This window comes from Bartonella sp. CM86QHHN, assembly GCF_042194695.1.
GTDB lineage: Bacteria > Pseudomonadota > Alphaproteobacteria > Rhizobiales > Rhizobiaceae > Bartonella.
This window is the reverse complement of record NZ_JBHIND010000024.1, coordinates 48,978-75,172: the sequence shown is the minus strand read 5'-3', so window position 1 is coordinate 75,172 and position 26,195 is coordinate 48,978. Positions and strand designations below refer to the sequence as shown.

Sequence of the window (26,195 nt, the reverse complement as noted above, 5' to 3'; positions counted from 1 at the left end):
AAGAAGGAGCATGATGATAACATCAGCGTTAAGGTTTTTTATTTATTTGCATAGTTAACAATACAATATTATTTTCTAGACTATTACTTACTGTTGAAAAAACGTTATCCACAATATAGATAGTTTCCAACTGCACAGTATAAAAACAACATATATGGAGGCATGTGTTTTTACCTGAATGTGTTATTCAGCTAAAAATTAACAACAATAACAGAGGATATAAAAACTAGATAACACAAAAACAGTCACGTAAATAAAGAAGATTCAAATTCTCTACAGAGTTTTACAAATGCTCTGAAAAATACACAATAAAACGTGTGTCTTATAGCTTATTAGTTAACAAAATCTTAAGCACAGATCTTAGTAATCTATATCCTTTCCTTATCCAGTATTTTAGAAATAAAGTGATTATCCTAATGCGTGTAATTTTATTTTGTTCCGTAATATTATTATTTGGATACTATATTGGACCTTCTGTATTGAATGAAATTACTAAATTTAAGCGAGTTCCTATTGCTGTATTTTCTGAAAATCAAGTCATTACTCCAAATCAGTACGATAAATTATATGAAGAATACGTAAAGACACAATATCCTGATAATATATACGAAGAACGCCTAGAAATTGCGAAAAAATATCTAGATAATAAGAGTTATGGTGTATATCATGTTCTAAGCCCTGGTATGATAGTGCTAATTCCTGAAAATATAAATCTTATCCATGCGAAAGTTGTTTGGTGTGCATGCCTTGTGGACTTATTACAGGGAGAGTATACTAAAAAATTTCCAGCATTATCCCTACCTACATACATAAGCTACGTTCTCAATATAATTGGAAAGAAAGCGATTTCATTTGGGCAAAAAATTTGGTCATGAACTCGACAGATCCAATGTTTGGATATGCACGAATGGTATTTAATTCTGAAATATTCTCAGTCCAAATACTAGCTCTAATAAATGAAATTTCCTATGCTGAGAAATTTGAGAGAGATGAAGGAAGTCAGGAAAAAAATTATGCTGCTAGACGCATTAGCGAATATCCGAATAGACGCATTAGCGAATATCCGAAATTTTGTAATGAAATTGGACAAGTGTACCATCTAATAATGCCTGATAAGTATAGGTACCAGTAATCTTTTATAAATTCAACATAATAAACAACTCGCATTTATATCCCTTATTCATTTATAGCGGAATGTTTTATTATATTTTGTAATCTTCCGCGTTACATTTCTATTACGTCATTATAATCGGTTTATTACGGCATTTTGGATTAAATTCTACATATTTGTTCAAAAATTTTACCTTTCTTCACAGTAATAATTTATATCTTTTACTAATAATAACCTTGCATATTCTTCATCATAATAGTTTAAGTTTAATATTTAAGCTCAGCGTTAATCATTTTTAATAACTTAATAAATATCAAAATATATTGGCATTCTATGTTTGCAAAAAATAGCCCCTTTATCTCCTTTTTGATTCCAGCTCCCCCAAATGTAAGAGAGATAACCACACAAACAGCATATGCATCTTCTAGAAAACATCCTCTAAACATTATGTTTCTCAATCAGCTGTAGCCAAGCCTCTTCATCAATAACCTCAACACCTAATTCCTCAGCTTTAGCCAATTTGGAGCCCGCTCCAGGTCCTGCAACAAGAAGATCTGTTTTTTTAGAAAGTGAACCAGATGTTTTAGCCCCTAATCGCTCTGCCAATGCTTTTGCTTCATCGCGTGACATATGCGCCAAAGTTCCTGTAAAAACAATGATCTTCTCCGCTATAGGTGAAGAATCTGCTATGATAGGCTCCTCATCAAGAGGAGTTACTTCTTCAAGCAAAACAGATAAAATCTCACGGTTATGCTCTTCTTGATAAAAATCAACAATTGCGCTCCCTACCTGTGGTCCAATTCCTTCGATATTGGTAAGCTCTATCCAAGCCTCATTTCCTTCTTCATTTTCCTTATCACATGGCATAAATGCTTCCATAGCCGCAGTCTCAAAAGCTGTATAATTTTTATAAGCACGTGCAAGGCGGCGTGCATTCACTTCGCCAACATGACGAATCCCCAATGCAAACAAAAAACGGCTCAAAGGAATTTCTCGGCGCGCATTAATGGCATCATACAATTTTCGCACTGAAACAGTACCAAAACCTTCCATATTTTCCAAACGTATCAAAGACTTTTCTTGGCGCCGTTGTAAAGTAAAAATATCGGCTGGTGTATGAATACAAAGCGCCTCATCTTGAGCATAGAAAAAAAACTCTACCTGTTTTTTACCCAAGCCTTCAATATCAAAAGCATTGCGTGAAACAAAATGACGAATACGTTCAATTGCTTGTGCAGGACAAATAAGCCCCCCTGTACAGCGACGCACGGCTTCTCCCACTTCACGAACAGCATGACTCCCACAAGCTGGACACAAATGAGGAAAAATAAAAACAGCAGCATCTTTCGGGCGTTTTTCAATGATAACATCAATAACTTGAGGGATCACATCACCAGCACGTTGTACAATCACGCTATCACCTACACGGATATCACGTCCTTCACGAATGGGCTCTCCTTTATGACCAATTCCCTTAATATAATCCTCATTATGCAAACTAGCATTGGTCACCACCACTCCACCAACAGTAATAGGCGTAAGACGTGCAACAGGTGTCAAAGCTCCCGTGCGACCAACTTGAATGTCAATATCTTCCAAAAGCGCTATCGCTTTTTCTGCTGGAAATTTATGGGCGATAGCCCAACGCGGCGAACGAGAAACAAACCCCAAGCGCTTTTGGAGCATCAAATCATTAACCTTATAAACAATGCCATCAATATCATAGCTTAAAGAATGACGGCATTCTTCGATATCGTGATAATAGCAAATAATATCTTCTACTGTCTTAAAGACTTTTGTTAATGGATTGATAACAAAGCCATACTCTTTTAGCTTTTTCATCATCTCCATTTGACTTTCTGCCAATATTTCACTCACCTCACCACAAGCATAAGCAAAAAATTGAAGTTTTCTGCTAGCGGTTATCCGTGAATCAAGCTGACGGAGAGAACCAGCCGCCGCATTTCGAGGATTGGCAAAGGTTAACTTGCCCTTCTCTTGTTGGCTGATATTTAGTGCTTGGAAATCTTCCCGCCCCATATAAACTTCACCACGCACCTCAATGATATCAGGAAAATCACCTTGCAAAACTTGTGGAATATCAGCAATTGTTCGGGCATTTGCCGTCACATTTTCACCGACAGTTCCATCCCCACGCGTTGCCGCACGCACAAGCTGCCCCTTTTCGTAGCGCAAAGACAAAGATAAACCATCAATTTTTGGCTCCGCTGTTATTTCCAACACTTGTGTTTCTGGAAGCCGTAAAAAACGACGAATACGCTCAACAAATTCAGTAACATCTTCAGAGCTAAACGCATTATCAAGTGAAAGCATAGGCTGTGCATGAACAGATTTTTCAAATTTTTCAGAAATTGGGGCTCCAATTTTATGTGAAGGAGAATCAATACGTATAAGCTCTGGAAAAAGAGCTTCAATTTCTGCATTACGACGACGTAAAGCATCATATTCTGCATCAGAAATTTCAGGCTGATCATCACGATTATAAAGCACATCATGACGTGCAATCTCTTTTGCCAACCACTCTAATTCACGTTCTGCTTCAACAGCTGTGAGATTTTTATATGCATCTTTGTTCATAAAATCTATTCCAAATTACAAGCGCTGCCACATGGGCCTCTCACGCCTCCTCATCAAGTGAATCTCAATAAATATAAGCTTTCTAGTATTTTTATCGCTGACTAATTACCTTTATGCGAGAAGCTTTTGAGCCGCTGCACGCGCTTCTTCAGTAATCTGTTCTCCAGCCAACATACGGGCAATTTCTTCTGCACGCTCATGTTCTTTCATTTTATGAATCGCAGTAACAAAGCGTCCTTTATCATGACTCTCAATTTTTGAAATAAGAAAATGACCATGCGCTTTCGATGCAACCTGTGGAGCATGCGTAATAGCGAAAACTTGGACATGTTCTGATAAGCGTTGCAACCGTTGCCCAATAGCCGCTGCAACAGCCCCCCCAACGCCTGTATCAATTTCATCAAAAATCAGCGTCGGTGCTGATCCTCGATCAGATAAAACAACTTTTAATGCCAGCAAAAAACGAGATAATTCACCGCCAGAAGCCACACTAAGCATCGGCCCAGCACGTGTTCCAGGATTTGTCCGCACCCAATATTCAATACGATCACATCCCTCTGCACTCCGCTTTTCCATATCACTTTGCATTTCAACAATAAATTCAGCCCTCTCTAACTTCAATGCCGGCAACTCAGCCATAACACTTTCAGATAAATGCCTTGCTGTCTCCCGACGCTTTATTGTTAAGGCTTGCGCCAATGTATCATAATTTTTCTTTGCCTGCTCTGCCTCATCTTCAAAACGTGTCAATATGGTCTGAGCCTCTTCAAAATCAGCCAGTTCAGCATCCATTTTATCGCGTAACTGAACCAATTCATCCGCAGAAACTTGATATTTACGAGCAAAACCCCGAAGAGCAAAAAGACGTTCTTCTATCCGTTCCAATTCATCAGGTTCAAAGTCCAATGCTCGTATTGCCACCTCAATACCTTCTTGTGCTGTTGCAAGTGCATGCAATGCCTCATCAATAGATTTCACCACTGGTGCAATAAGTTCTTGCGCCTCAGGAATTTTCCGCTCCAAACGCCTCACCAAATTGGAAAGCACTGGGATTGGTGATTTTTGACCCGTTAAAAGATCATCCGCTTCTTTTATATCCGTTGCTATTTTTTCTAATTTAAGCATATCTGCACGGCGAAGAGAAAGAGCATCTTCTTCACCAACTTGAAAATCAAGCTTTTCAAGCTCTTCTACACACGCACGAAGATAATCAACCTCACGTACAGCGCTCTCTACTTTAAGACGCTGCTGTTGCAAACGCTCCTCACATTCACGCCATGTGTGATAACACTGACGCAAATTTTCCACTTCATCTTCAAGACCACCAAAGGCATCTAATAATTGGCGATGTGTAGCAACATCAACAAGCGCACGATCATCATGTTGTCCATGGATTTCAACCAGCAAACGGCCAACACTCCGCATCAATGCAACACTAGACACCTGATCATTGATAAAAACACGGCTACGTCCATCACTTGATTGCACACGTCGTAAAATAATATCACCCTCATCATCAAGACCATTCTCACGAATAAGTTGACGTGCAGGATGTGAAACAGACACATCAAAAACAGCTGTGACCTGCCCGCGGTCAGCCCCATGACGCACAAGCGAAGCATCACCCCGCCCCCCTAGAGCAAGTGATAAAGCATCAAGGAGAATAGACTTCCCCGCACCCGTTTCTCCAGTTAAAACCGTCAACCCCGCTGTAAAATGAATATCGAGCGTTTCGATCAAAACAATATTATGAATCGAAAGCTGTACCAACATAGAGAATCAACGTACCCTCTTCTTGTCACCACCTAAAGCATTTGAGATCCAAGAAGATTTATGCTCACGTGGTGATATTTTATTCTTCTGCAAGAGATTATAAGAAAATTTATACCACTCACTTTTGGGATAATTACGTCCTAAAATAGCTGCTGCCGTCTGTGCTTCCGCCGTTAAGCCGAGAGCAAGATTAACCTCAGTCAAGCGGAAAAGTGCTTCTTCAATTTGATTTGTATCAGAATACTCTTCAACTACGGTACGAAACCGTCTACTTGCCGCAAGATAGCGCCGCCCCTCTTCATAATAACGGCCAATCTGCATTTCTTTACCAGCCAGCTGTTCGCGACCAAAACGGATTTTATCCTTAGCATCCTTGACATACTCAGAATTAGGATAACGCTCTATAAGAAGCTGCATAGCAGCAATAGCACGTTTCGTATCACGTTGATCACGTGTAACATCAGGAATCCGACGGAAAGAAGAAAGACCAATAATATAGTATGCATAAGCCGAGTCAGTCGACCCTGGATAAAGAGTAATATAGCGTTGAGCCATACTAATTGAATCATCATACTTTCCGAGTCGATAATTAGTAAAAGCACCCATGACCAAAGATTTACGTCCCCAGTCTGTATAAGCGTACTGTTTTTCAATCTTCAAAAACTTCTTCGATGCATCCCCAAGCCGCCCACTTTCAAGGCTAGCAAGCGCCTGATTATAGAGAACATCTGGTGGCTCTATTTTCAAAACATAAGCAGATGGATCAAGGGTATTTTTCTCTTTAAAGAGGCATCCCGCTAACATACAGGTGCTTCCCAAAAGCACCACCCCCAATATCTTGCGTACAATGTTAGATTTTCTATATGTCATATTTCCAATGCACACATGAGATTTTTTCATAGTTTTTCCGGCCTCCACAGAATATCACCTTGTAGCAAAAACAATTTATCAAAGGTTTTATACCATATCACTTTAAAATCCACATAACCAATTTAGCAGTTTAGGTCAATCATCCCCTTAAAAATCAAATAAACGATAAAAAAATCTTGCCAATTTTTTTACTTTTTCTCTAAAAAGCTTTTTTCATAATATGATTCGTCTGCCAAAACAGCCTTCACCAATTGCGCATTAATTCTATGCCCACTACAATAAGAACGAAATAATCCAATAAAAGGTGCCCCAAGCAAAGCAGTATCACCAATCGCATCAAGCATCTTGTGCCGAACACATTCATTCTCCCAATAAGGACCATCGGGATTTAAAATTTTATCATTAAGGTCGATAACAAGAGAATTTTCCAAAGAAGCGCCTCTCGCCTTTCCAGAAAGCCTTAATTCTTCCACGTCTTTGATAAAACCAAAAGTGCGCGCACGTGACAAATCATCCCTAAACCCTCGTGTGGTAAGATCAAAACTGAAATGTTGCTTACCAATAACAGAAGAAGGAAAAGAGATCGTTATATCAAAACGACGTCCATCGAATGGCAAAAGCTCTGCAACACCATGAGCTCCTTCAACCCGCACCGGCTTTTTTATAATGAAATAAGAACGCAACGCATTTTGCTGTACAATACCAACATCTTCAAAAGCTTGGCAATATAGCCACGCTGAACCATCCAAAATAGGAATCTCATTATGTGACACTTCAATAACAAGATTATCCAAATTATAAGCAGCAATTGCCGCCATCAAATGTTCAATTGTTTCAACCCTTACATCTCCATCTCCAAGTACTGTTGATAATTCAGTTTCTCCTGTTTGCGATGCATGGGCTTGAAATATTTTCTCTGTTCCGTCTAATCCACAACGCTTAAAAACAATACCACACCCAACATCCGCTGGACAAACCTTTACCACTGACAAACAGCCACTATGAACGCCAATCCCCTTAAATGTTACTGCTTTTTTAAGAGTAGACTGATATTTTGGTACTAAATTCATCATATCATTTTATTAAATTGCTTGTACATCTTTTAACAAAATTTATAAAACTATAAAAAATATTCATAGTAAATAATAAAAAAAAACCGCTTATTGTAAGCGGTCTTTTTAAAACAAAGTATTTTATCCAAAAACAGTAATATATTTTACTGTATAATTTTTAACTGAGCATTAAAGAAATAATAAAATTTCTTACTTTACCTCATTTTTCATCAATTAATTTGCCTGACGACGTAAAAATGCTGGTATTTCCAACTGATCTTCTTCACTTATAAAAGTACGCTGATCTTGTGGTACCTGAGGATGCAGCTCACCAGATCGACGTGGAACATAAACAGAAGCATCTTGAGAAAGCGCCTGAGAGTTTTTATTGTAAACATGAGAATCTTTCTGCTGAGACGATCTAACAGCAGGCTCCAGCCTCGCTTCTGGCTCAGCTTCTTCACGATGTGTCAAGCTCTGTTTCAAACGCTGCCAAAGATTACGAGGACCCTGATCCGTCACAAATGTTCTTTGGCTTTGTCCATGAGCAACAGGAGGAAAATCCTTTAACTCAGGCATACGCATTGGAGCGCGCGCTTGCATTTGTTGCATTTGTTTTGGTTGCACTGGCTTTTCTTTTTGCTTCACAAGCCCTGTCATCTCATCAAGAACATGCGCTGTTGCCTCCATACTCACAGGAGCCGTCATCGCCTGTTGAGAACCACGGCTTACTTGCATACGAGGCACATTTGATCTCTGTTCCTGAACAGCATTTGAACCATACGCAACAGCATTCGTGGCACTTCGTGTCGTCATTGCTTCTGCAGGTTGTGCAAAAATTTGACTTTTGGGACGGAACTGTTCTCCGGTTGATTTACCCTTCTCTATTTCAAGTGATTCGATCACTTCTACCATTGACTCAGAACGCAGAGGCGATGATTGAACATGAAAAGAACTATGTGACGTTCCAGGATCGCTCTTGCGTATTGAAGAAGCAGGCCTTTGAATCTGAGGATGAGAGGACTGAACCACATCACTAACTTCACGATCAATACCGGTGGCAACCACAGAAACACGAATAACACCTTCCAATGACTCATCATCAATAGCGCCAAAGATCACATTCGCATCAGCATCTACTTCTTCACGAATACGATTAGCAGCTTCATCAACCTCAAAGAGAGTCATATCACGACCACCCGTAATAGAAATCAATAAACCACGCGCCCCACGCATAGAGGTATCATCCAACAATGGATTTGCAATAGCAGCTTCAGCCGCAGCCAAAGCACGCCCATCACCAGATGCCTCACCCGTTCCCATCATGGCTCGACCCATTTCGTGCATAACAGAACGAACATCAGCAAAATCAAGGTTAATCAAACCCTCTTTAATCATCAAATCCGTAATGGAAGCGACACCAGAATAAAGCACTTGGTCAGCCATAGCAAAAGCATCAGCAAACGTTGTCTTATCATTTGCAATACGGAAAAGATTTTGATTGGGAATAACAATCAATGTATCGACAGACTTTTGTAATTCTTCAATACCAGCCTCTGCCGTTTTCATACGACGTGCGCCTTCAAACTGAAACGGCTTTGTCACAACACCAACAGTCAAAATACCTTTTTCACGCGCTGCGCGAGCAACAACGGGAGCAGCCCCTGTTCCAGTTCCTCCCCCCATACCAGCAGTAATGAAAACCATATGAGAGTCTGCAAGATGATCAATAATTTCATCAATACATTCCTCCGCCGCCGCTTGTCCAACTTCAGGCAAAGCCCCAGCACCCAAACCTTCTGTCACAGCTGCCCCAAGTTGGATAACACGTTCAGCCTTTGACATAGCCAAAGCCTGTGCATCCGTATTTGCAACAACAAAGTCAACTCCCTGAAGACCAGCATTTATCATATTATTCACGGCATTCCCGCCACCACCTCCAACACCAAAAACGGTAATGCGTGGCTTCAATTCCGCGATATCTGGCCGATGCAGATTAATCGTCATTTTCTTTTCCTTCTCATAAGACACCGCAAGCCAAAGCGATGAAATTTATCCAACTAGACTTAACTAAAAACTCTCACGCAACCACTGACCAACACGCTGAAAATATCCACGCGTGCCCATCGATAAATGATTTCCTGCCGCCTGCATTGTTTTTTCTTCAAAACCCACCAATTGCGGATAAATTAACAACCCAACAGCAGATGTAAACGCCGCCCCTTTTGCAAGAGAAGGAAGCCTCGAAATACCTAAAGGCCGCCCGATACGAACATTTCTTCCTAATATAGTACGTGCCATTTCTGGCAATCCTGTTAACTGGCTTGCTCCCCCAGTCAAAATAACACGTTTACCAATGATGTGACCAAAACCAGAACGATTTAAACAATCACGGACCATTTCTAAAATTTCTTCAACACGCGCACGAATGATACGCCCAAGAACCGCGCGAGGATATTGAGTTTCACGCTGTTCACTCCCAATTTCTGCTACATTAATCATTTGCCGCTCATCAGCACTTGTTAAAAGTGCTGAACCATAAACAACTTTTAAACGTTCCGCCTCTGTTAAAGACATAGAAAATCCGCGCGCAACATCAAGAGTGACATGATGCCCCCCAACAGCAAGAGCATCTGCATGAATAAATTTCCCCTCAAAAAACACTGAAAATGTTGTTGTTCCACCACCAAAATCAATACATGCAGCCCCTAAACGCGCCTCATCATTCATCAAGACAGCAAGACCACTTGCAAAGGGAGTAGCAACCATTGCTTCAACACTCAAATGTGCACGATTAATACAAGTTTCCAAATTACGCAAAGAGGCTGTTTCTGCTGTTACCACATGCACGTCGACACCAAATGTTTCCCCTGCCATGCCAATAGGATCAAAAATTCCTTTATCTCCATCCAATACATAAGAAACTGGAACTGAGTGCATAACATGACGTTCAGCATCAAAGGCTTTACGCGAAACATCTGAAAAGGCCATACGCATATCACGCTTGGTGACTTCACGACCATTCAAATGAACCTTTCCATTAATCAAAGCACTTTGTAATCGACTTGAGGAAAAATTCACAATCACTGAATCCACCACCAAACCCGCCATTTTTTCTGCCGCATCAACAGCCAATCTTATTGATTGTTCTGCTGCAAACATATCCATGACAACACCGGATTTAATACCACGTGAACGCTGCACTCCAAAGCCTAGAATTTCCGTAGAATGTGTACGACCATGTAAATAGTGTGCATGCTTCAAAGGACGCAAACAAGCAATAAGACAAACAATCTTACTTGAACCGACATCAAGTACCGTTAAAAAACGTGTTTTACGCCCCTTCAAATGATGTGATCTGAGTAGCATCATAGGCTTCCTGCCTTTCGCGCTTTTAAAATACGTTCTTCTTCTGCTACAGTAGTATGATAACGCTCCAACGTTTCATCTGATAAAGAAACAGTAATTCGATCAGCAAGACGTAAATCAACACTGAGAATATCGCGAGATAAAAGATCTTGCATTATACCGGACGAAAAAAGAGAAGAAAGCCTTTCAAGAGCACCATTTTCAGGCAACATAACGCGCATTCCATTATTCAAAACAAGATCCCAACGTCTATCACCTACCCGCACAAAAGCACGAATACGATCATATACTTCCGGATAGACTGACAGCGCTTGAATAAACACTTTAGCAGCATTTTGTGCACCCTGCCCAACCACAAGAGGTAAATCCCGAACAATTTCCCCTTTAAAAGGCACAATGACACGACCTGTATTATCAACAATATCCATTATGCCATCATGTTGCCAAATGGCATAGGGTTCACGCTCCACGATGGAAATGCGCATTCTATTGGGATAAATTTTCTGAACATTAGCCGATTGCACCCAAGCCTGTTTTTCCAACAGAGAACGCGCTCTTTCAACATCAAAAGTGAATATAGAAGGCGCAACATCAAGTTTTAAAATTTTAAAAATATCCTGCTTTGCCAAGCGCTTATTACCGCTTATATCGACATGAGTGACCACAAAACTACTATCCAATATGATCGTATTTACGATCACAGCCATCTGACCACTTGATGAAAGTCCATAAAAAGCCGTAACAAAGAAAAACCACACAACAGCAAAAGAGCCAAAATGGCGTGGAATATGAATATTGACAAAAACAAACTCAAACATAAACCGAAGAAAACGACGATAAAGACGTGGCAAAGCCGGCACTGAAAGCACCTCCATCGGAACATTTGTTTTATTAACATTCAACGCATACATGATGCGTCCTCCACCATCCATTGAACAATATCGCCGTAAGTACGGCCGCTCGCTTTTGCAATATCAGGAAGAAGAGACGTCGAGGTCATACCTGGTTGCGTATTAATTTCAAGCCAAACCAATTCTCCCGTTTTTTCATCAAAACGAAAATCAGAACGGCTAACACCTCGACACCCTATCGCCTGATGGGCTGCTAAAGACATTCTTTGCACACTTTGGTAAATATTTAGTGAAAGTTGTGCAGGACAAATGTGAAGAGAACCACCCGTTTTATATTTTGAGTCATAATCGTAGAATGGAAAGTGTTTATCGGGAAGAATTTCACACACATCCAGCACTTCGTTCCCCAAAACAGCACAAGTCAATTCACGACCAGGAATATATTTTTCAATCATCACCTCATCGGCATACCCCCACTCAGCTCCCCCAATATTATGTGGCGGCGCAATTTCATTTCCTTGAACAATGACAACACCAAAACTTGATCCTTCACACACAGGTTTAATTACATAAGGAGGCTCCATGGGATGCGTTCGACCCAAAGCAAAGCGGCTCATGATACGAGAAGGAGCAACACAAACCCCAACATTTGCAACGATAATTTTTGCACGTCCCTTATCCATTGCCAAAGCAGATGCCATCACGCCAGAATGAGTATAAGGAATTTTTAAATATTCAAGAATCCCCTGAATCCGGCCATCTTCACCAAATGGACCATGCAACGCATTGAAGGCAATATCGGGCTGCAACTGTTCAAGAACAGAAGCAATATGAGCATCAACATCCACGCGGCTCACGCGATACCCCTGCACCTCTAAAACATCAGCACACGCCGCCCCTGAAGATAAACTTATAGACCGTTCAGAAGAAAAACCTCCCATTAACACAGCTATATGTTTATCTTTCATAATAAATCACCCTCTTTCGCATACTATATGTAGTCTATATAGAATACATCAGCACTACATACAGGAAAAACAAAGTTTATCCTTGCGAATCAATAACCTAGCATTTTGCATAATGAATCAGACTCAAAAGCTTGATGCAAGAGATTCTTTGTTAATTTATTGATTCTTAATAGAAATTTTTTATTATCTCTTTGAAATGACTCAATTTTTTATTTTCACTTTTTTAGTGAACAATAAATCAATGAAATGGATCAAAAGGAGGAACACTTCGACCACGCTCAAATTGACCAATACGCTCTATTTCCCATTGTAAAAGGTGGGCTGAATTTGCAAAAACACGCGCACGCACTGTTTCTCCCAATGCTTCAAGATCATATCCTGTTGCTTGCCCTGTATTGATCATAAAATTACAGTGCATTTCACTCATTTGAGCGCCACCAATCCGTAAACCACGACACCCTGCTTCATCAATCACGCGCCACGCAGATCCATTCTCAGGATTTCTAAAAGTTGATCCCCCTGTTTTTTCGCGAATAGGTTGCACTGTTTCTCTGTGGAGGGCAACTTCATCCATAGCAGCACGAATATCATCTTTATTGCCGAGTTTTCCTTCTAATAAAGCAGCCGTAAAAATAAAATCTTTAGGAATATCACAATGGCGATAGGAATAATGCATATCTTTCACACTCAAGATATGACGTTGCCCTTTACGATCCAGCGCATAGACCTCGACAACACGCGCTGCGGTTTCAACACCATTCGCACCCGCATTCATTTTGAGAGCTCCCCCAAGACCTCCAGGAATACCATGATAAAAATGAAAACCTGCAATCTCAGCTTCTAAAGCGGCAGCAGCTAAATGTTTATCCGCCGTACCAGCACCAACTAAAAAGCCTTTTGGAGAAACTTGTTTCACTTGCCCAAATTTTTTTGGCGAAAGACGAATCACAACACCAGGAACCCCCCCATCACGCACCAGAAGATTAGAACCGATACCGACAATTGTGACAGGAATAAATTCAGGCAAATTTTGAAGGAAAAGAGCTAAATCTTCCTCATCAACAGGCTGATAAAAAAGTTCTGCCAACCCACCAGTGCGAAACCACGTCACCTTACGCATCTCAACGTTAGGTGTAAGCTTGCCTCTTATACCCCCTAACAGTGGTTGCAATTGCGCCAATAGCGCCTCACCATCAATGTGCTGAAAATTTATCATGACCATCCAATACCGCTAACTGATGAGGCAAAGCACACGCCCATTGTGTGATATTGCCAGCACCAAGAAAAACCACATAATCCTCTGCCTGAGCAAATGTTGAGACAAGAGACACAACATCTTCCAGACCATGTATCAAGCGCACATCACGATGACCAGCCATTTTAATATGCTCTACCAATTCTTGAGAACCAAATCCTACAATAGGTTCTTCACCAGCCGCATAAACGGGCGTAATCAACACTGTATCTGCATCATTAAAACAAGCAGCAAAATCATCAAATAAATGATACAAACGCGAATACCGATGGGGTTGTGCAATCGCAATAACACGCCCTTTTGCACTCTCACGTGCAGCACGCAAAACTGCCTTTATTTCAACAGGATGATGTCCATAATCATCAAATATTTCAATGCCACGCCAACTTCCTGTTCGCGTAAAACGCCGTTTTACTCCGCCAAATTCTGCTAAGCCCCTTTTTATAGCTTCATTTGAAATGCCAAGTTCATGCGCAATAGCAATCGCCGCCGTTGCATTGGCAACATTATGCTGCCCTGCCATGGGCAAAAGCAAATTTTTTAACTCAATCTTTCTTCCTGTTTTGCGTGAGCGAACAAGAACATCAAAATGCGTTTTTTGACCATCCATCGAAAGATTAAGAAAACGAACATCCGCTTGTGGATTTTCACCATAAGTGATCACCCAACGATCATCAATACGGCCCGCCAATGACTGAACCTCTGGATGATCAAGACACAAAACAGCAAAACCATAAAAAGGAACATTTTCTACGAATTGCCGAAAAGCCTCACGCACAGCATCAAAATTTCCATAATGATCCAAATGCTCAGCGTCAATATTGGTAACAACAGCAATATCAGCAGGCAGCTTTAAAAATGTACCATCACTTTCATCAGCTTCAACAATCATCCAATCGCCATCTCCTGTACGAGAATTCGTACCATAAGCATTAATAATACCGCCATTAATCACCACTGGATCAAAATGACCAGCATCAAGAAGGGCTGCGACCATTGATGTGGTTGTTGTTTTACCATGTGTACCACCCACCGCAATTGCACGCCGAAACCGCATCAGCTCCGCCAGCATTTCTGCACGTCTGACAAGCGGCAAATGTCTTTCCTTTGCAGCAATATACTCAGGATTTGTTTTTTTAACGGCAGTAGAAAAAACAACAACCTCTGCATTCCCTAAGTTTTCAGCACAATGACCTATATGAACGTTAATTCCTTTTTTCCGCAAACGTTCAACATTTGCACTTTCAACTTGATCTGACCCTTGAACTTTATAGCCAAGATTATAAAAAACCTCCGCAATTCCACTCATACCGATCCCCCCGATTCCGATAAAATGGATAACGCCTATATCAAGTGGCATTTTCATTAAAAAGCTCCTCTTTTATATTTGACAACAATCGCCCTGCAATTAAGGATTCAGCCATATCAGCAAGGCGACGGGTTGCATGAGGTTGTCCAACTTTTTTTGCAGCAAGCGCTTGTTTTTCCAATAAATGGGGCGCACAACAAGCGTGCATTAAAAGAGAAGAAAGCTTTTGTGCATTTAAATCTTTTTCTGATATAATTTGCGCTCCCCCCACACGAGCAAGCAAAGCTGCATTGGCAGCCTGATCATGATCTAAAGCATGGGGATAGGGAACAAGCAGAGCAGGTCTACCAATCACCGCTATCTCACAAACGGACGAAGCCCCAGCGCGCGACAAAATAAAATGAGCATGTGCCATACGTTCAGCCATATCATCAAAGAAAGGAGCAACTTCTGCTTGTACCTCCATATCACGATAGATTTTGATCAACCTTCCTGCTTCACCGCGGACTTGCTGTACAATTCGTAAACGTTTACGGTTCTTATCATCAAATAAAGCAATAGCTTCTGGAACAATATGTGAAAAAGCAGAAGCCCCTTGGCTACCTCCAAAAATCAAAAAATTAAATGGCTTTTCTCCCTCTGAAGAATGATAAGGAATTTTGGCCGCCTTCAACACAGCCTCACGGACAGGATTCCCCGTCAAAAGTATTTTATGAGCATAAGCGCCATTTGGTGACAACAAACCACCAGCGATTGCACGCACAAAAATTGCCAACATCCGATTGGCACGCCCCATAACAGCATTTTGTTCATGAATAAATGTCACACGCCTCGTTAAAGCCGCAATAAAAAGAGGAGGAAAGCTCGGATACCCCCCAAATCCTCCAACAAGAACAGGACGTAATTTATAAAACAACGCCAACGATTGCCCCATACCCCTTAGCAAAGACCAAAACGTCTTTATCAGAGCAAAAGGATGGCGTCGTGTAAATGTTGCCGATGAAACGATATGAATATGCTCTTCATCAAAACACCGAACAAAAGGGCGTGCTCTTTCATCTGTTATTAAATGAACATCATATCCACGCTGCCTTAATTCAACAGAAAGGGCTTCAGCAGGAAAAAGATGTCCACCTGTACCACCAGCCACCAAAACAATAACTTTTTTATCATTCATAAGGAGTATCCAAGGCAGAAGAGGAAGAAAAAGCTGAAAGGCGCGCTTCTGGCCAACGACGTGTTAAACTAAGCAAAATGCCCATTGAAAACGCAATCGCCACCATCGAAGAACCACCATAAGAAATAAAAGGCAATGTCATGCCTTTTGGAGGAATTAAGTGAAGATTAACGGCCATATTAATAGCTGATTGAAAGCCAATCATCATTGCTATGCCAGTAATACCAAGACGTATAAAGCAATCACGTGTATTCATGGCTATATACAATGAACGCATAACGATAAAACCAAAAAGCATCATAATTAATAAACAAAGAATAATACCATATTCTTCAGCAGCAACGGAAAATACAAAATCTGTATGGCTATCAGGAATAATACGTTTTACTGTTCCCTCCCCAGGACCTTGCCCAAACCAACCACCATTCAAAATAGCCTCACGTCCAACATCTACTTGAAAGGTGTCTCCTTCACCTGTCAAAAAACCATTGATACGCTCACGCACATGATACAGAAAAAGATAAGCTAAAACAATTCCTCCAGCACCTAAAATGAGAAAGAGAAAAATAACGGCTAGAGGCACACCAGCAATAAAAAACAAACCACCCCATGTTGCACTTATTAAAAGTGTTTGTCCAATATCAGGCTGCAAAACCAGAAGCACACAACAAATGCCATAAAGTACAATCGCTAACGTATAACCTAGAATTCCCCTCCTGCGTATCTGTTCCGAAAAAAGCCAAGCGGACATAACCACAAAAGCTGGCTTCATAAACTCTGAAGCCTGTACAGAAAAACCAAAGAGCACAATCCACCGCCGTGCTCCCTTTAATTCTGGACCCCAAAATAAGGTTGCAACCATAAAAGCAAGCGTTACAATAAGCAAAAGAGCACATAAACGACGAATATTAGGAATTGAAAAAAAAGAAATAGTCACCATCGTAAAAAATGCTGAAATGCTGAAAATGATATGCCACCGAACAAAATAAAAACTATCAGCAATTCCGATTTTTTTTGCAATCGTGGGGCTGGCAGCAAAAGACAACATAATGCCAATCCCCATTAAAATTAAACAAGCTGCAAAGACAGAGCGATCAATCGTCCACCACCAATTAGCAATTGGATCTCTATCTGCACGCGTCACCATGATATCCACCTTATCCATTTTATAAATTATCTCAAAGTGATATGGTTCCCCAGCCTGTTTAACAAACACTTTAAAAACTAAATTACATAAAAAAAGATTCTGGAGTCTTAACGCAAAAATATTTTTTTATAACTGATGCTTTTTTATTGTAACTGCATCACAAAAGAGACAAATGCTTCGCCTCGCATTTCATAATTTTTAAATTGGTCATAACTTGCACAAGCAGGTGACAAAAGAACCGTCACCTCTTTTTCCTTACAACCCATTGCGTCAACAGCTGCTTCACGCACCGCATTTTTCAAAGTTAAGCTCATAGAAAAGGGAAAAGCAGATCCAATAGTGCGAGCAAATTCTTCCGCCGCGCTCCCAATCAAATAAGCTTTACGAATTTTAGGAAAAAATTCTCTAAGAGACTCTATCCCTCCCTTTTTTGCCTGTCCTCCAACAATCCAAAAAATATCATTAAAGGTGGAAAGCGCAGGAGCTGTTGCATCTGCATTAGTCGCCTTGCTGTCATTGATAAACAAAACCGCCCCCATTTTACGCACCTGCTGCATACGATGATCCAACCCTTTATAACTTGCCAAATGCTTGTTCACAGAAGGATCGGTTATTTTTAAAGCCTGCAATGCTGCTAATGCCATAAGGGCATTTTGCGCATTATGACTCCCACGTAACACCGCCATAGGAGCAAGATCTGCAAGCATATGACGCTGTCCTTGACGAACAGAAAAGAGCTTTGTTCCATCTGCATAAAAACCATTTTCAACAAAATGATCCTTGGAAACTGCCTCAATTTGCTTCCCATCATGAAGTAACTGTTGATATAAAACCCGACAAGCTGCATCATCAACTGAAATGAAAGCCTGAGAAGCCTGAGCAATCAGATGCCTTTTGGTTTGCACATAACAGGCAAAACTCCCATGTCGATCAATATGATCAGGTGTTAAATTCAATAAAAGTCCAATGGTCGGCTGAAGAGAGGGAGTAAGATCAATTTGAAATGATGAACATTCAATCACATAAATACGTTTTTTAACAAATGGCTTAAGCGTCAATATTGCCTTTCCAATATTTCCCCCCATCTGCACATCATAGCCCATTTTTTCCAATAAATGCGTAAGCAAAGCCGTTGTTGTCGACTTTCCATTCGTCCCCGTAATCGCAATAAACGGAACATCTTGGTCACAAAAACCATAATGCTGTAAAAAATCATGGCGTGCACGAACAAACAATTCAATATCACCAATAATTTCTATATTTTTTTTTCGTGCCTTTTCAACAACCCAATGCGGTTGAGGATAATTTAAAGGAACTCCAGGAGCGAGAACCAATGCAACAAATTCTGACCAATCTTCATAACGGAGATCTCGTGTTGGAATATTGTGCCGAAAAGCCATTTGCACGCTTAAAGGACTATCATCCCACGCCACCACTTCTGCACCACCACACATTAATGCTTGTGCCGTTGCTAATCCAGACTGCCCCAATCCAAACAGAGCAACTTTTTGACCTTTATAACACGTAACAGAAATCACATTCTCACCGCAATTTAAGTGTTGAAAGACCTATGAGAGCAAGAACAATCGAAATAATCCAAAAGCGTATCACCACTTGGCTTTCAGTCCAACCTTTTTTCTCAAAATGATGATGTATCGGTGCCATAAGAAACACGCGTTTTCTTGTTAATTTGAAATAACCAACCTGAATAACGACCGAAAAAGCTTCCACAACAAAAAGTCCACCAATAAGAACCAAAACAATTTCGTGCTTCGTAGCAACCGCAACAGTCCCTAAGAGTCCTCCAAGAGCCAATGAACCAGTATCTCCCATAAAAATAGCTGCAGGTGGTGCATTAAACCATAAAAAACCAAGCCCTGCCCCAACAACAGCTCCCAATAAAACAGCCAATTCACCTGTTCCCGATACATAATGGATTTGGAGATAATCAGCAAAATTCATATTACCAGAAAGATAAGCAATCAGAGCAAAAGATAAAGCTGCAACCATCACAGGAACAATAGCAAGCCCATCGAGTCCATCCGTTAAATTAACCGCATTACCCGTCGCAACAATGACGAAAGCAGAAAAAGGAATAAAAAACCAGCCCAAATTGATAAGATAATCTTTTAAAAAAGGCAAAGCTAATCCAGATGAGCCAACTTTCAAGATGGCAAAAGCAGCAATTGCCGCAACAAAAAACTCCAAGCTTAATCGTGCTTTCCCAGAAAATCCTTTGTCTGTTTGTTTTGTGACCTTAAGATAATCGTCATAAAATCCAATTCCCCCAAAAGAAAGCATAACCAATAGCGATACCCAAAAGTAAATATTCGATAAATTACCCCATAAAAATGCCGATACCACAATGCCGGTTAAAATCATCAATCCACCCATTGTAGGTGTTCCAGCCTTTTTAAAATGTGTTTGAGGACCATCAGCACGAATCGGTTGCCCCTTACCCTGCCGCAATTTAAGAGAAGCAATGATGCTAGGTCCAAACAAAAAGACGATAAGCCCCGAAGTAAGCATAGCCGCTATCGTGCGAAAAGTAATATAACGAAATACATTCACACCTGGAAGCCAATCACTAAACGAAGAAAAAAATAGCATCATGGAACAAAAAAACCTCTTAAAACTATGAAGAAACCGCTTTATAGCGATCAAACAATGCAGTCACAATATTTGATGAACAAAGGCTATTGGATGATTTAACCATAAGCAGATCCCCAGAAGAAATTTCTGCTAAAAGAAGCGATAAAATTTTCTCAATATTTTCAGCATAATGAACCTTAACACCAGCAGACAAATCACTGACTAAAGATTTCATCGCCTCACCAAATAGAAAAACCGGATTAGCACCAGAAAGACGTATTGGTTTTATTAAATCACGATGAAGCTTTTCACTATACTCCCCTAACTCTAGCATATCTCCTAAAATAGCAATTCGCCGCCCCCCTTTCCCTACAGGTCCTGTAGCAAGAAGCTCAAGTGCAGCACGCATAGAAGCAGGATTTGCATTATAGCTATCATCAATGAGATAAAATTCACCCCCATTTGATAAAGACAGTCGATAACGAACACCTCGCCCCTTTTGAGAAGAAAAATGGCGAAAAGAAAGAAAAACAGGCTCTAACTCAACCCCCATAGCATCACAAGCAGCAATAACCCCTAAACTATTTTGCACAATATGGCGCCCAGGAGCACCAATTTGGACCTCCCTATCCCGCCCCCCCATACGCACAATCATAGAAGAACTATCGGTTAGAAGACGTATATCATGCGCTTGATAATCAGCATCTTTAGTCTCACCAAAGCTTAAGATCTTTTTTACACCGCATTTCTTTGCTTTTTGAACGAGATAAGAAAAAAAATCACTATCCGCATTTAAAATGGCAATGCCTTCCTCATCCAATCCTTCAAAAATTTCAGCTTTTGCCTTTGCTATTTCTTCAAGATCCTTGAAAAAACCCATATGTCCTGCACAAATATGCGTAATGAGAGCAATATGCGGACAAACCAGTTTGACCAGAGGGCGAATTTCATCTCTGTGATTCATGCCAATTTCAAAGATACCATAATCACTCTCCATAGGCATCCGCGCTAAAGTGAGTGGAACCCCCCAGCAATTGTTTAAAGAAGCGAGATTCGCATGAACATTCCCAGCCGTTGCAAGTGCTTGTTTCAAAGCTTCTTTTGTCGTTGTTTTTCCCACCGATCCTGTTATCGCGATAATCTTAGCTCTTGAACGTTTGCGTGCAGCTTGTGCAAGTTGTTCTAAGGCTTTCAAAACATCAGGAACGACAATGAGTGGAGCCGATATTTTTTTCATATCCCTCAAACGGTGTTCCGCAACGATAAGAACGCCTGCACCTCGTTCATAAGCTTGCGCAGCAAAATCATGACCATCAAGATGATGCCCTTTAATGCAGAAAAAAACATCCCCTTCCGCAAGAGTACGGCTATCAATGGAAACCCCAGAAAAAGTTTCTGGCAGGCTTCCCATTACAACACCATCAACTGCAGCAACAAGTGCTTGCTTATCCCATAAAGCTGTCATTTCTTTCGGTCCTCTAAAGCTTCTATCGCTTTCAGACGATCTGAAAAAGGATAAGTTGTCTGCCCTATAATTTGGCCATCTTCATGACCTTTTCCAGCAATGATTAATGTATCACCAACTTTCAAAAGCTCCACCGCGTAAGAAATAGCCTCTCCACGATCTGCTATCTCTATTGCTGTTGGCACCGCCTGTAAAATATCCTTGCGTATTTTTTCTGGCATTTCTGTGCGAGGATTATCATCCGTTACAATAACAATGTCCGCTTTATCCGCCGCAATTTTTCCCATCAAAGGTCTTTTCCCTTGATCACGATCTCCTCCACAACCAAAAACAACGATCAAGCGCCCTTGCGTAAAGGGACGAACAGAAAGTAAAACCTGCTCCAAAGCTTCTGGTTTATGGGCATAATCAATGTAAACAAGCGCATTATTTTCTGTCTTTCCCACAAACTCTAACCGCCCAGGTGCCCCCTGCAAAGTTTCAAGCGCAGAAAAAACCTTACGAGGTGAAACGCCCGTTGCAATTGCTAACCCCGCTGCCATAAGCGCATTGGCGACCTGAAAATCTCCAGCTAAAGGCAAATCAAATGTATAAATATTGTTTTCCACACGACACTCAATACACTGTTTTGAGCGTTGATGTTCGACACGATTAATCGTGATAAATTGCCCCTTACGACCAATTGTCAAGACACGGCGGCGCGCTTGTGTAACAACATCAATAACCTTTTGTGAATAAACATCATCAGCAAAAATCAAAGCAGGAGCAGATACAGGCAAAAGTGTATCAAACAACCTCATTTTAGCCCGCAAATAATCCTCTACCCCCGTGTGATAATCCATGTGATCTCGCCCTAAATTAGTAAAGGCACCAGCCGTTAAACGGACTCCATCAAGTCGTCCTTGGTCAAGCCCATGCGAAGAAGCTTCAAGAGCTGCATGAGTCACACCTTCATAAGAAATTTCATAAAGAAGACGGTGCAAGACGACCGGATCAGGTGTTGTGAGAGAACCATAAACATTCCGTTTAGGAGAAACAACACCAACCGTTCCTATACTAGCAGCACAAAATCCAGCATAAGTCCAAATTTGCCGAAGAAAAGAGACAACAGATGTTTTACCACTTGTACCAGTCACAGCAACAACTGTTTCCGGCTGAGATCCGTAAAAACGTGCAACTGCCAACGCTAAACTATGACGAACATTAGAAACACGTAAAATGGGAACAGATAAATCCTCAAGAACAGCATGACAGTCTGTAACGATTGCTCGTGCGCCACGCTTTATCGCGTCATCTATATAGTGTCTTCCATCACTTTTTTTCCCTTGAACAGCAACAAAAACATAGCCCGGCAAAACTTGCCGAGAATCCACACTTATTCCTGTTATTTCTATTGAAGAAAGACTTTCATCTTCAACACATTCTGTAAAAACTGTTCCCAACAACATGATAACGCACCTTTATATTTATTTTACCGTTGTTTAACGAAACTTGAATTGCTCTTTTTACTTAAAAGAGGCTCATATTCTTTTTTAAAATCGGGTTTTACACCAAGAAAACTAGCAGTGCGACGAACAATATTAGCAAGCATTGGTCCAGCATTCATCGCCGCTGTTGCTGAACGCTGTCCCTCTGCAGGCTTTGGTTCATCGATAATTGTTAAAACAACATAAGCAGGATCATCAATAGGAAAAGCAGCAAGAAAACTATTGAAATTTTTTGTTTTAGAATATTTTCCATTTTCAACTTTCTCAGCTGTTCCTGTCTTACCACCTACACGATAACCTTCTACTTTTGCATTACGTCCAGACCCAATCTCACTATTTAATTGATAAAGGTAACGCATATTTTGACTTGTTTTAGCATGCAAAACCCGTTTTGCATGGTGCAAAGTTTGTTCTTTTGTCCGTTTTAAAAATGTCGGAGCAATTAACCAACCACCATTCATTAAAGCAGCAGCCCCAACAGCTGTTTGCAAGGGAGTTGTTGCCATACCATGCCCAAAAGCAATCGTCATAGATTGGATATCCTTCCAATGATGTGGCACAATAGGATGAGCAACTTCAGGCAACTCTGTTGCGAGTCGATCCAGTAGCCCAAGTTTTTGCAAAAAATCACGATGTTTATCAATCCCTATCGCCAATGCCTCTTTAGCAGAACCAATATTAGAAGAATAAATAAAAACCTCCCATAACGTTAAGGGTCGATTTTTTCCATGAAAATCATGAATAGTATACCCACTACTTGCTTTTATTGGCTTTGAAGCATCAATAATACTGTTTAAATGAAAAATATCAGAATCAAGTGCCATGGCGGTCGTAAAACTTTTAATAATTGATCCCATTTCAAAAGCTCCTGCCGTTATCCGATTGAGACGATCACTTTTTAAAGCTTCGATAGGATTTCCAGGATCAAAATCTGGTAGTGATGCCAAAGCCAAAACTTCCCCCGTATGTATATTTAAAATAACAGCTCCTGCAGCAATTGCCTTATAACGCTTCATAGCCTGAATAAGTTCATCATGAACAATTGCCTGAACACGCACATCAATCGAAAGCTGAACTTGTTTTAATGATTCTTCCATGGCAAGACCAGCGGCACGCAAAGCACTCAACCCCGCATCATCAATATATTTTTCCATACCTGCAATGCCCTGATTATCAACATTCACCATACCGAGAATATGGGAAGTTACAGGTCCATCAGGATAAAAACGACGAATTTCAGTCCGAAAACCAATTCCTGGTATACCAAGAGCCATAATTTGCGTCTTCTGCATTGGTGTTAACCCCCGCTGTATCCAAGAAAAACTAGATTTTCTTTTTAAGCGCTTATAGGTTTCCTGCCAATTAAGATCAGGCAAAACTGTTGAGAGCAATTCAATTGTTTCATCCACATCAATAATACGTCGTGGCTCAGCAAAAAGTGAATAAGTTTTAATATCTGTTGCCAATAAACGACCATTACGATCAACGATATCAGGCCGTGCCATCAATTGAAGAACTCCAGGCCCTTTTGCTTCTTCAATCTGTCCACCTTCCAACCCATAAGAAATAAGGCAAGCCCCCATGATGCCATATAAAATTAAAAAGCAGAACAACGAAAAAAGCAAACGTGGACGACTAGAATAGGGACGACGAACAGAAACATTATGATTATTCAACGAATTCTTTAAGCGCTTTTTCTTCTGTGAGAATAAAAAAGTCGATTTCATTACTGCGCGCCTTTTTGGACAACACTATTGATCTGAGAAGCCCGATTATTTGTCAAAATATCTTGATTATCTTCCAAGATATTTTGTTTAATCACTTCTTCAATTTGATCATGTACCCTTACCGGAATGTCTTTAAACTCCACGATTTGACGCGGCTGTATAACCTCTAACCCAAGTTCTTTCTGATAACGTTTCGCAAGTTTTTGCATGCGTGAAGGCCTTATCATCACAGCCCACTCAGCATGAAGCAAACTTACCGTATTTTTTGCTGCAGCAATTTCATGCTCAAGATGAAGAACTTCGTTCATTCGCTTTTGAACATCATATTTTACCTTATAAGTAAGTCCTGCCATACAAATCATAATCAACACTAAAATCATATCAAATGTACGAAAAACTGTCATTTTTTGCTGCCTTCAAAACTGGCAATCTCTGCTAAACCAAATAATTTCATATCTGCTGCAAGAGCCTCTGCTTCAGTCCGTACACCAATACGCAACCTCGCAGAACGTGAACGAGGATTTTTCTGTAACTCCTCTTTAGTTGCCGTAATCCCACCTCTAAACAAAGGAAAAAATGTTGCTGGAGTAGCCTTTATTTCTGGCAGATAGCGTGATCTCATACATTCTCCAGAACGAGCCGAAAAAAATCTTTTGACCATACGATCTTCAAGAGAATGAAAACTGACAACCCCCAAACGGCCTCCAGCTTTTAAAACGCGTTCAGCAGCAAATAAACCACATGCCAATTCACCAATTTCATCATTAACATAGATACGAAGAGCCTGAAATACACGTGTTGCCGGATGAATACGATCTCCCGGCTTACGTCCTATCAACGTTTCGATAGCATACGCCAAATCACCTGTACGCAAAAAAGGCTGCACAACACGACGCTTTTCAATCATCCGTGCAATTCGCCCCGCATAACGCTCTTCCCCTAATATCTTAAAAATACATGCCAAATCCCTTGCTTTTAAATGATTGACAACATCGCTGGCTGTAAAACCAGTCTGAGCCATTCGCATATCCAATGGACCATCTTTTTGAAAAGAAAAACCTCTTTCTGCTTCATCAAGCTGCATTGAAGAGACACCAATATCCAAAATAACTGCATCCACCTTCTCTTCAACGACACGATCGAGCTGTGAAAACGCCATATGGACCAAACGAAGGCGTGGAAAAAATTCATCAACAAGCGATTGTCCCGCGCTGATAGCATGAGGATCACGATCAAGAGCAATCACCTGTGCTCCTGCCTTTAATAAAGCGCGCGTATACCCACCAGCACCAAAGGTGCCATCAATCACTTTTGCTCCAACCAATGGCATAAGCCCAGCCAAAACTGGCTGTAACAACACTGGAATATGGCGTTCAGCTCTTTGATCCTGCTTTATCAAAATAATCCGTCTTGAAGTTATACTGTCTTAAATCAACAGCTCTCT

The 26,195-nt window shown here is 40.7% G+C and carries 20 protein-coding genes; 1 reads left to right on the top strand and 19 read right to left on the bottom strand.

The genetic code is table 11. The features are described 5' to 3' along the window. Positions 1–416: 416 nt before the first annotated feature. Entirely contained in the window at positions 417–875 is a 459-nt protein-coding gene (locus ACFIKX_RS02290) for a hypothetical protein (protein WP_375628841.1), read from the top strand. 674 nt (positions 876–1,549) lie between these two features. On the opposite strand, the gene ligA is transcribed toward ACFIKX_RS02290, so the two are convergent. The 19 genes from ligA to rsmH all read right to left on the bottom strand — a co-directional run bounded on the left by ligA (position 1,550) and on the right by rsmH (position 26,150). Beyond that, positions 1,550–3,709, bottom strand: a complete 2,160-nt coding sequence (gene ligA / locus ACFIKX_RS02285; protein ID WP_375613376.1) for an NAD-dependent DNA ligase LigA — start codon at positions 3,707–3,709, stop codon at positions 1,550–1,552. A 111-nt stretch (positions 3,710–3,820) separates the two neighbouring features. After that, complete coding sequence (recN, locus tag ACFIKX_RS02280; RefSeq protein WP_375628839.1) at positions 3,821–5,482, bottom strand: DNA repair protein RecN; 1,662 nt, start codon at positions 5,480–5,482, stop codon at positions 3,821–3,823. A 6-nt stretch (positions 5,483–5,488) separates the two neighbouring features. Beyond that, on the bottom strand, positions 5,489–6,382 hold the full coding sequence (locus ACFIKX_RS02275; protein WP_375612003.1) for an outer membrane protein assembly factor BamD: 894 nt from the start codon (positions 6,380–6,382) through the stop codon (positions 5,489–5,491). Positions 6,383–6,540: 158 nt separating this feature from the next. Then, entirely contained in the window at positions 6,541–7,425 is an 885-nt protein-coding gene (lpxC, locus tag ACFIKX_RS02270; protein WP_375628837.1) for a UDP-3-O-acyl-N-acetylglucosamine deacetylase, read from the bottom strand. 213 nt (positions 7,426–7,638) lie between these two features. After that, positions 7,639–9,411, bottom strand: a complete 1,773-nt coding sequence (gene ftsZ, locus ACFIKX_RS02265) for a cell division protein FtsZ (RefSeq protein ID WP_375612001.1) — start codon at positions 9,409–9,411, stop codon at positions 7,639–7,641. A 63-nt stretch (positions 9,412–9,474) separates the two neighbouring features. Next, positions 9,475–10,776 (bottom strand): cell division protein FtsA, encoded by a 1,302-nt coding sequence (ftsA, locus tag ACFIKX_RS02260; RefSeq protein WP_375613372.1) that lies wholly within the window; start codon positions 10,774–10,776, stop codon positions 9,475–9,477. After that, positions 10,773–11,684 carry a cell division protein FtsQ/DivIB gene (locus ACFIKX_RS02255; protein WP_375628834.1) on the bottom strand — a complete coding sequence of 304 codons (912 nt, stop codon included), beginning with the start codon at positions 11,682–11,684 and terminating at the stop codon, positions 10,773–10,775. Before ACFIKX_RS02255 ends, ftsA begins: the two co-directional genes overlap by 4 nt. Further along, positions 11,672–12,592, bottom strand: a complete 921-nt coding sequence (locus tag ACFIKX_RS02250; protein WP_375628832.1) for a D-alanine--D-alanine ligase — start codon at positions 12,590–12,592, stop codon at positions 11,672–11,674. Before ACFIKX_RS02250 ends, ACFIKX_RS02255 begins: the two co-directional genes overlap by 13 nt. A gap of 238 nt (positions 12,593–12,830) precedes the next feature. Further along, complete coding sequence (gene murB / locus ACFIKX_RS02245; RefSeq protein ID WP_375628905.1) at positions 12,831–13,808, bottom strand: UDP-N-acetylmuramate dehydrogenase; 978 nt, start codon at positions 13,806–13,808, stop codon at positions 12,831–12,833. After that, positions 13,786–15,213: a UDP-N-acetylmuramate--L-alanine ligase gene (gene murC / locus ACFIKX_RS02240; protein ID WP_375628830.1), complete on the bottom strand. Its 1,428-nt coding sequence runs from the start codon at positions 15,211–15,213 to the stop codon at positions 13,786–13,788. Before murC ends, murB begins: the two co-directional genes overlap by 23 nt. After that, a complete protein-coding gene (gene murG, locus ACFIKX_RS02235; RefSeq protein WP_375628828.1) occupies positions 15,197–16,333 on the bottom strand; it encodes an undecaprenyldiphospho-muramoylpentapeptide beta-N-acetylglucosaminyltransferase in 1,137 nt (378 codons plus the stop codon). The genes murC and murG overlap by 17 nt, the downstream gene beginning before the upstream one ends. After that, positions 16,326–17,480 (bottom strand): FtsW/RodA/SpoVE family cell cycle protein, encoded by a 1,155-nt coding sequence (locus ACFIKX_RS02230; protein ID WP_375628826.1) that lies wholly within the window; start codon positions 17,478–17,480, stop codon positions 16,326–16,328. The genes murG and ACFIKX_RS02230 overlap by 8 nt, the downstream gene beginning before the upstream one ends. Positions 17,481–17,623: 143 nt before the next feature. Then, on the bottom strand, positions 17,624–19,018 hold the full coding sequence (murD, locus tag ACFIKX_RS02225; RefSeq protein ID WP_375628824.1) for a UDP-N-acetylmuramoyl-L-alanine--D-glutamate ligase: 1,395 nt from the start codon (positions 19,016–19,018) through the stop codon (positions 17,624–17,626). 4 nt (positions 19,019–19,022) lie between these two features. Beyond that, positions 19,023–20,093, bottom strand: coding sequence for a phospho-N-acetylmuramoyl-pentapeptide-transferase (mraY, locus tag ACFIKX_RS02220; RefSeq protein ID WP_375628822.1), 1,071 nt, complete (start codon positions 20,091–20,093; stop codon positions 19,023–19,025). A gap of 22 nt (positions 20,094–20,115) precedes the next feature. Next, entirely contained in the window at positions 20,116–21,537 is a 1,422-nt protein-coding gene (gene murF, locus ACFIKX_RS02215) for a UDP-N-acetylmuramoyl-tripeptide--D-alanyl-D-alanine ligase (RefSeq protein WP_375628820.1), read from the bottom strand. Further along, positions 21,534–22,985 carry a UDP-N-acetylmuramoyl-L-alanyl-D-glutamate--2,6-diaminopimelate ligase gene (locus ACFIKX_RS02210; RefSeq protein ID WP_375628818.1) on the bottom strand — a complete coding sequence of 484 codons (1,452 nt, stop codon included), beginning with the start codon at positions 22,983–22,985 and terminating at the stop codon, positions 21,534–21,536. The genes murF and ACFIKX_RS02210 overlap by 4 nt, the downstream gene beginning before the upstream one ends. A 23-nt stretch (positions 22,986–23,008) precedes the next feature. Further along, entirely contained in the window at positions 23,009–24,751 is a 1,743-nt protein-coding gene (locus ACFIKX_RS02205) for a peptidoglycan D,D-transpeptidase FtsI family protein (protein ID WP_375628816.1), read from the bottom strand. Further along, positions 24,751–25,155 carry a hypothetical protein gene (locus tag ACFIKX_RS02200; RefSeq protein WP_375611988.1) on the bottom strand — a complete coding sequence of 135 codons (405 nt, stop codon included), beginning with the start codon at positions 25,153–25,155 and terminating at the stop codon, positions 24,751–24,753. The genes ACFIKX_RS02205 and ACFIKX_RS02200 overlap by 1 nt, the downstream gene beginning before the upstream one ends. Beyond that, entirely contained in the window at positions 25,152–26,150 is a 999-nt protein-coding gene (gene rsmH / locus ACFIKX_RS02195) for a 16S rRNA (cytosine(1402)-N(4))-methyltransferase RsmH (protein ID WP_375628814.1), read from the bottom strand. Before rsmH ends, ACFIKX_RS02200 begins: the two co-directional genes overlap by 4 nt. Positions 26,151–26,195: the final 45 nt, after the last annotated feature.

Coding starts and splice junctions, on each gene's coding strand:
- ACFIKX_RS02290 (WP_375628841.1), top strand. CDS start 417: ATGCGTGTAATTTTATTTTGTTCCGTAATATTATTATTTGGATACTAT.
- ligA (WP_375613376.1), bottom strand. CDS start 3,709: ATGAACAAAGATGCATATAAAAATCTCACAGCTGTTGAAGCAGAACGT.
- recN (WP_375628839.1), bottom strand. CDS start 5,482: ATGTTGGTACAGCTTTCGATTCATAATATTGTTTTGATCGAAACGCTC.
- ACFIKX_RS02275 (WP_375612003.1), bottom strand. CDS start 6,382: ATGAAAAAATCTCATGTGTGCATTGGAAATATGACATATAGAAAATCT.
- lpxC (WP_375628837.1), bottom strand. CDS start 7,425: ATGATGAATTTAGTACCAAAATATCAGTCTACTCTTAAAAAAGCAGTA.
- ftsZ (WP_375612001.1), bottom strand. CDS start 9,411: ATGACGATTAATCTGCATCGGCCAGATATCGCGGAATTGAAGCCACGC.
- ftsA (WP_375613372.1), bottom strand. CDS start 10,776: ATGATGCTACTCAGATCACATCATTTGAAGGGGCGTAAAACACGTTTT.
- ACFIKX_RS02255 (WP_375628834.1), bottom strand. CDS start 11,684: ATGTATGCGTTGAATGTTAATAAAACAAATGTTCCGATGGAGGTGCTT.
- ACFIKX_RS02250 (WP_375628832.1), bottom strand. CDS start 12,592: ATGAAAGATAAACATATAGCTGTGTTAATGGGAGGTTTTTCTTCTGAA.
- murB (WP_375628905.1), bottom strand. CDS start 13,808: ATGATAAATTTTCAGCACATTGATGGTGAGGCGCTATTGGCGCAATTG.
- murC (WP_375628830.1), bottom strand. CDS start 15,213: ATGAAAATGCCACTTGATATAGGCGTTATCCATTTTATCGGAATCGGG.
- murG (WP_375628828.1), bottom strand. CDS start 16,333: ATGAATGATAAAAAAGTTATTGTTTTGGTGGCTGGTGGTACAGGTGGA.
- ACFIKX_RS02230 (WP_375628826.1), bottom strand. CDS start 17,480: ATGGTGACGCGTGCAGATAGAGATCCAATTGCTAATTGGTGGTGGACG.
- mraY (WP_375628822.1), bottom strand. CDS start 20,093: ATGATGCTATTTTTTTCTTCGTTTAGTGATTGGCTTCCAGGTGTGAAT.
- murF (WP_375628820.1), bottom strand. CDS start 21,537: ATGACAGCTTTATGGGATAAGCAAGCACTTGTTGCTGCAGTTGATGGT.
- ACFIKX_RS02210 (WP_375628818.1), bottom strand. CDS start 22,985: ATGTTGTTGGGAACAGTTTTTACAGAATGTGTTGAAGATGAAAGTCTT.
- ACFIKX_RS02205 (WP_375628816.1), bottom strand. CDS start 24,751: ATGAAATCGACTTTTTTATTCTCACAGAAGAAAAAGCGCTTAAAGAAT.
- ACFIKX_RS02200 (WP_375611988.1), bottom strand. CDS start 25,155: ATGACAGTTTTTCGTACATTTGATATGATTTTAGTGTTGATTATGATT.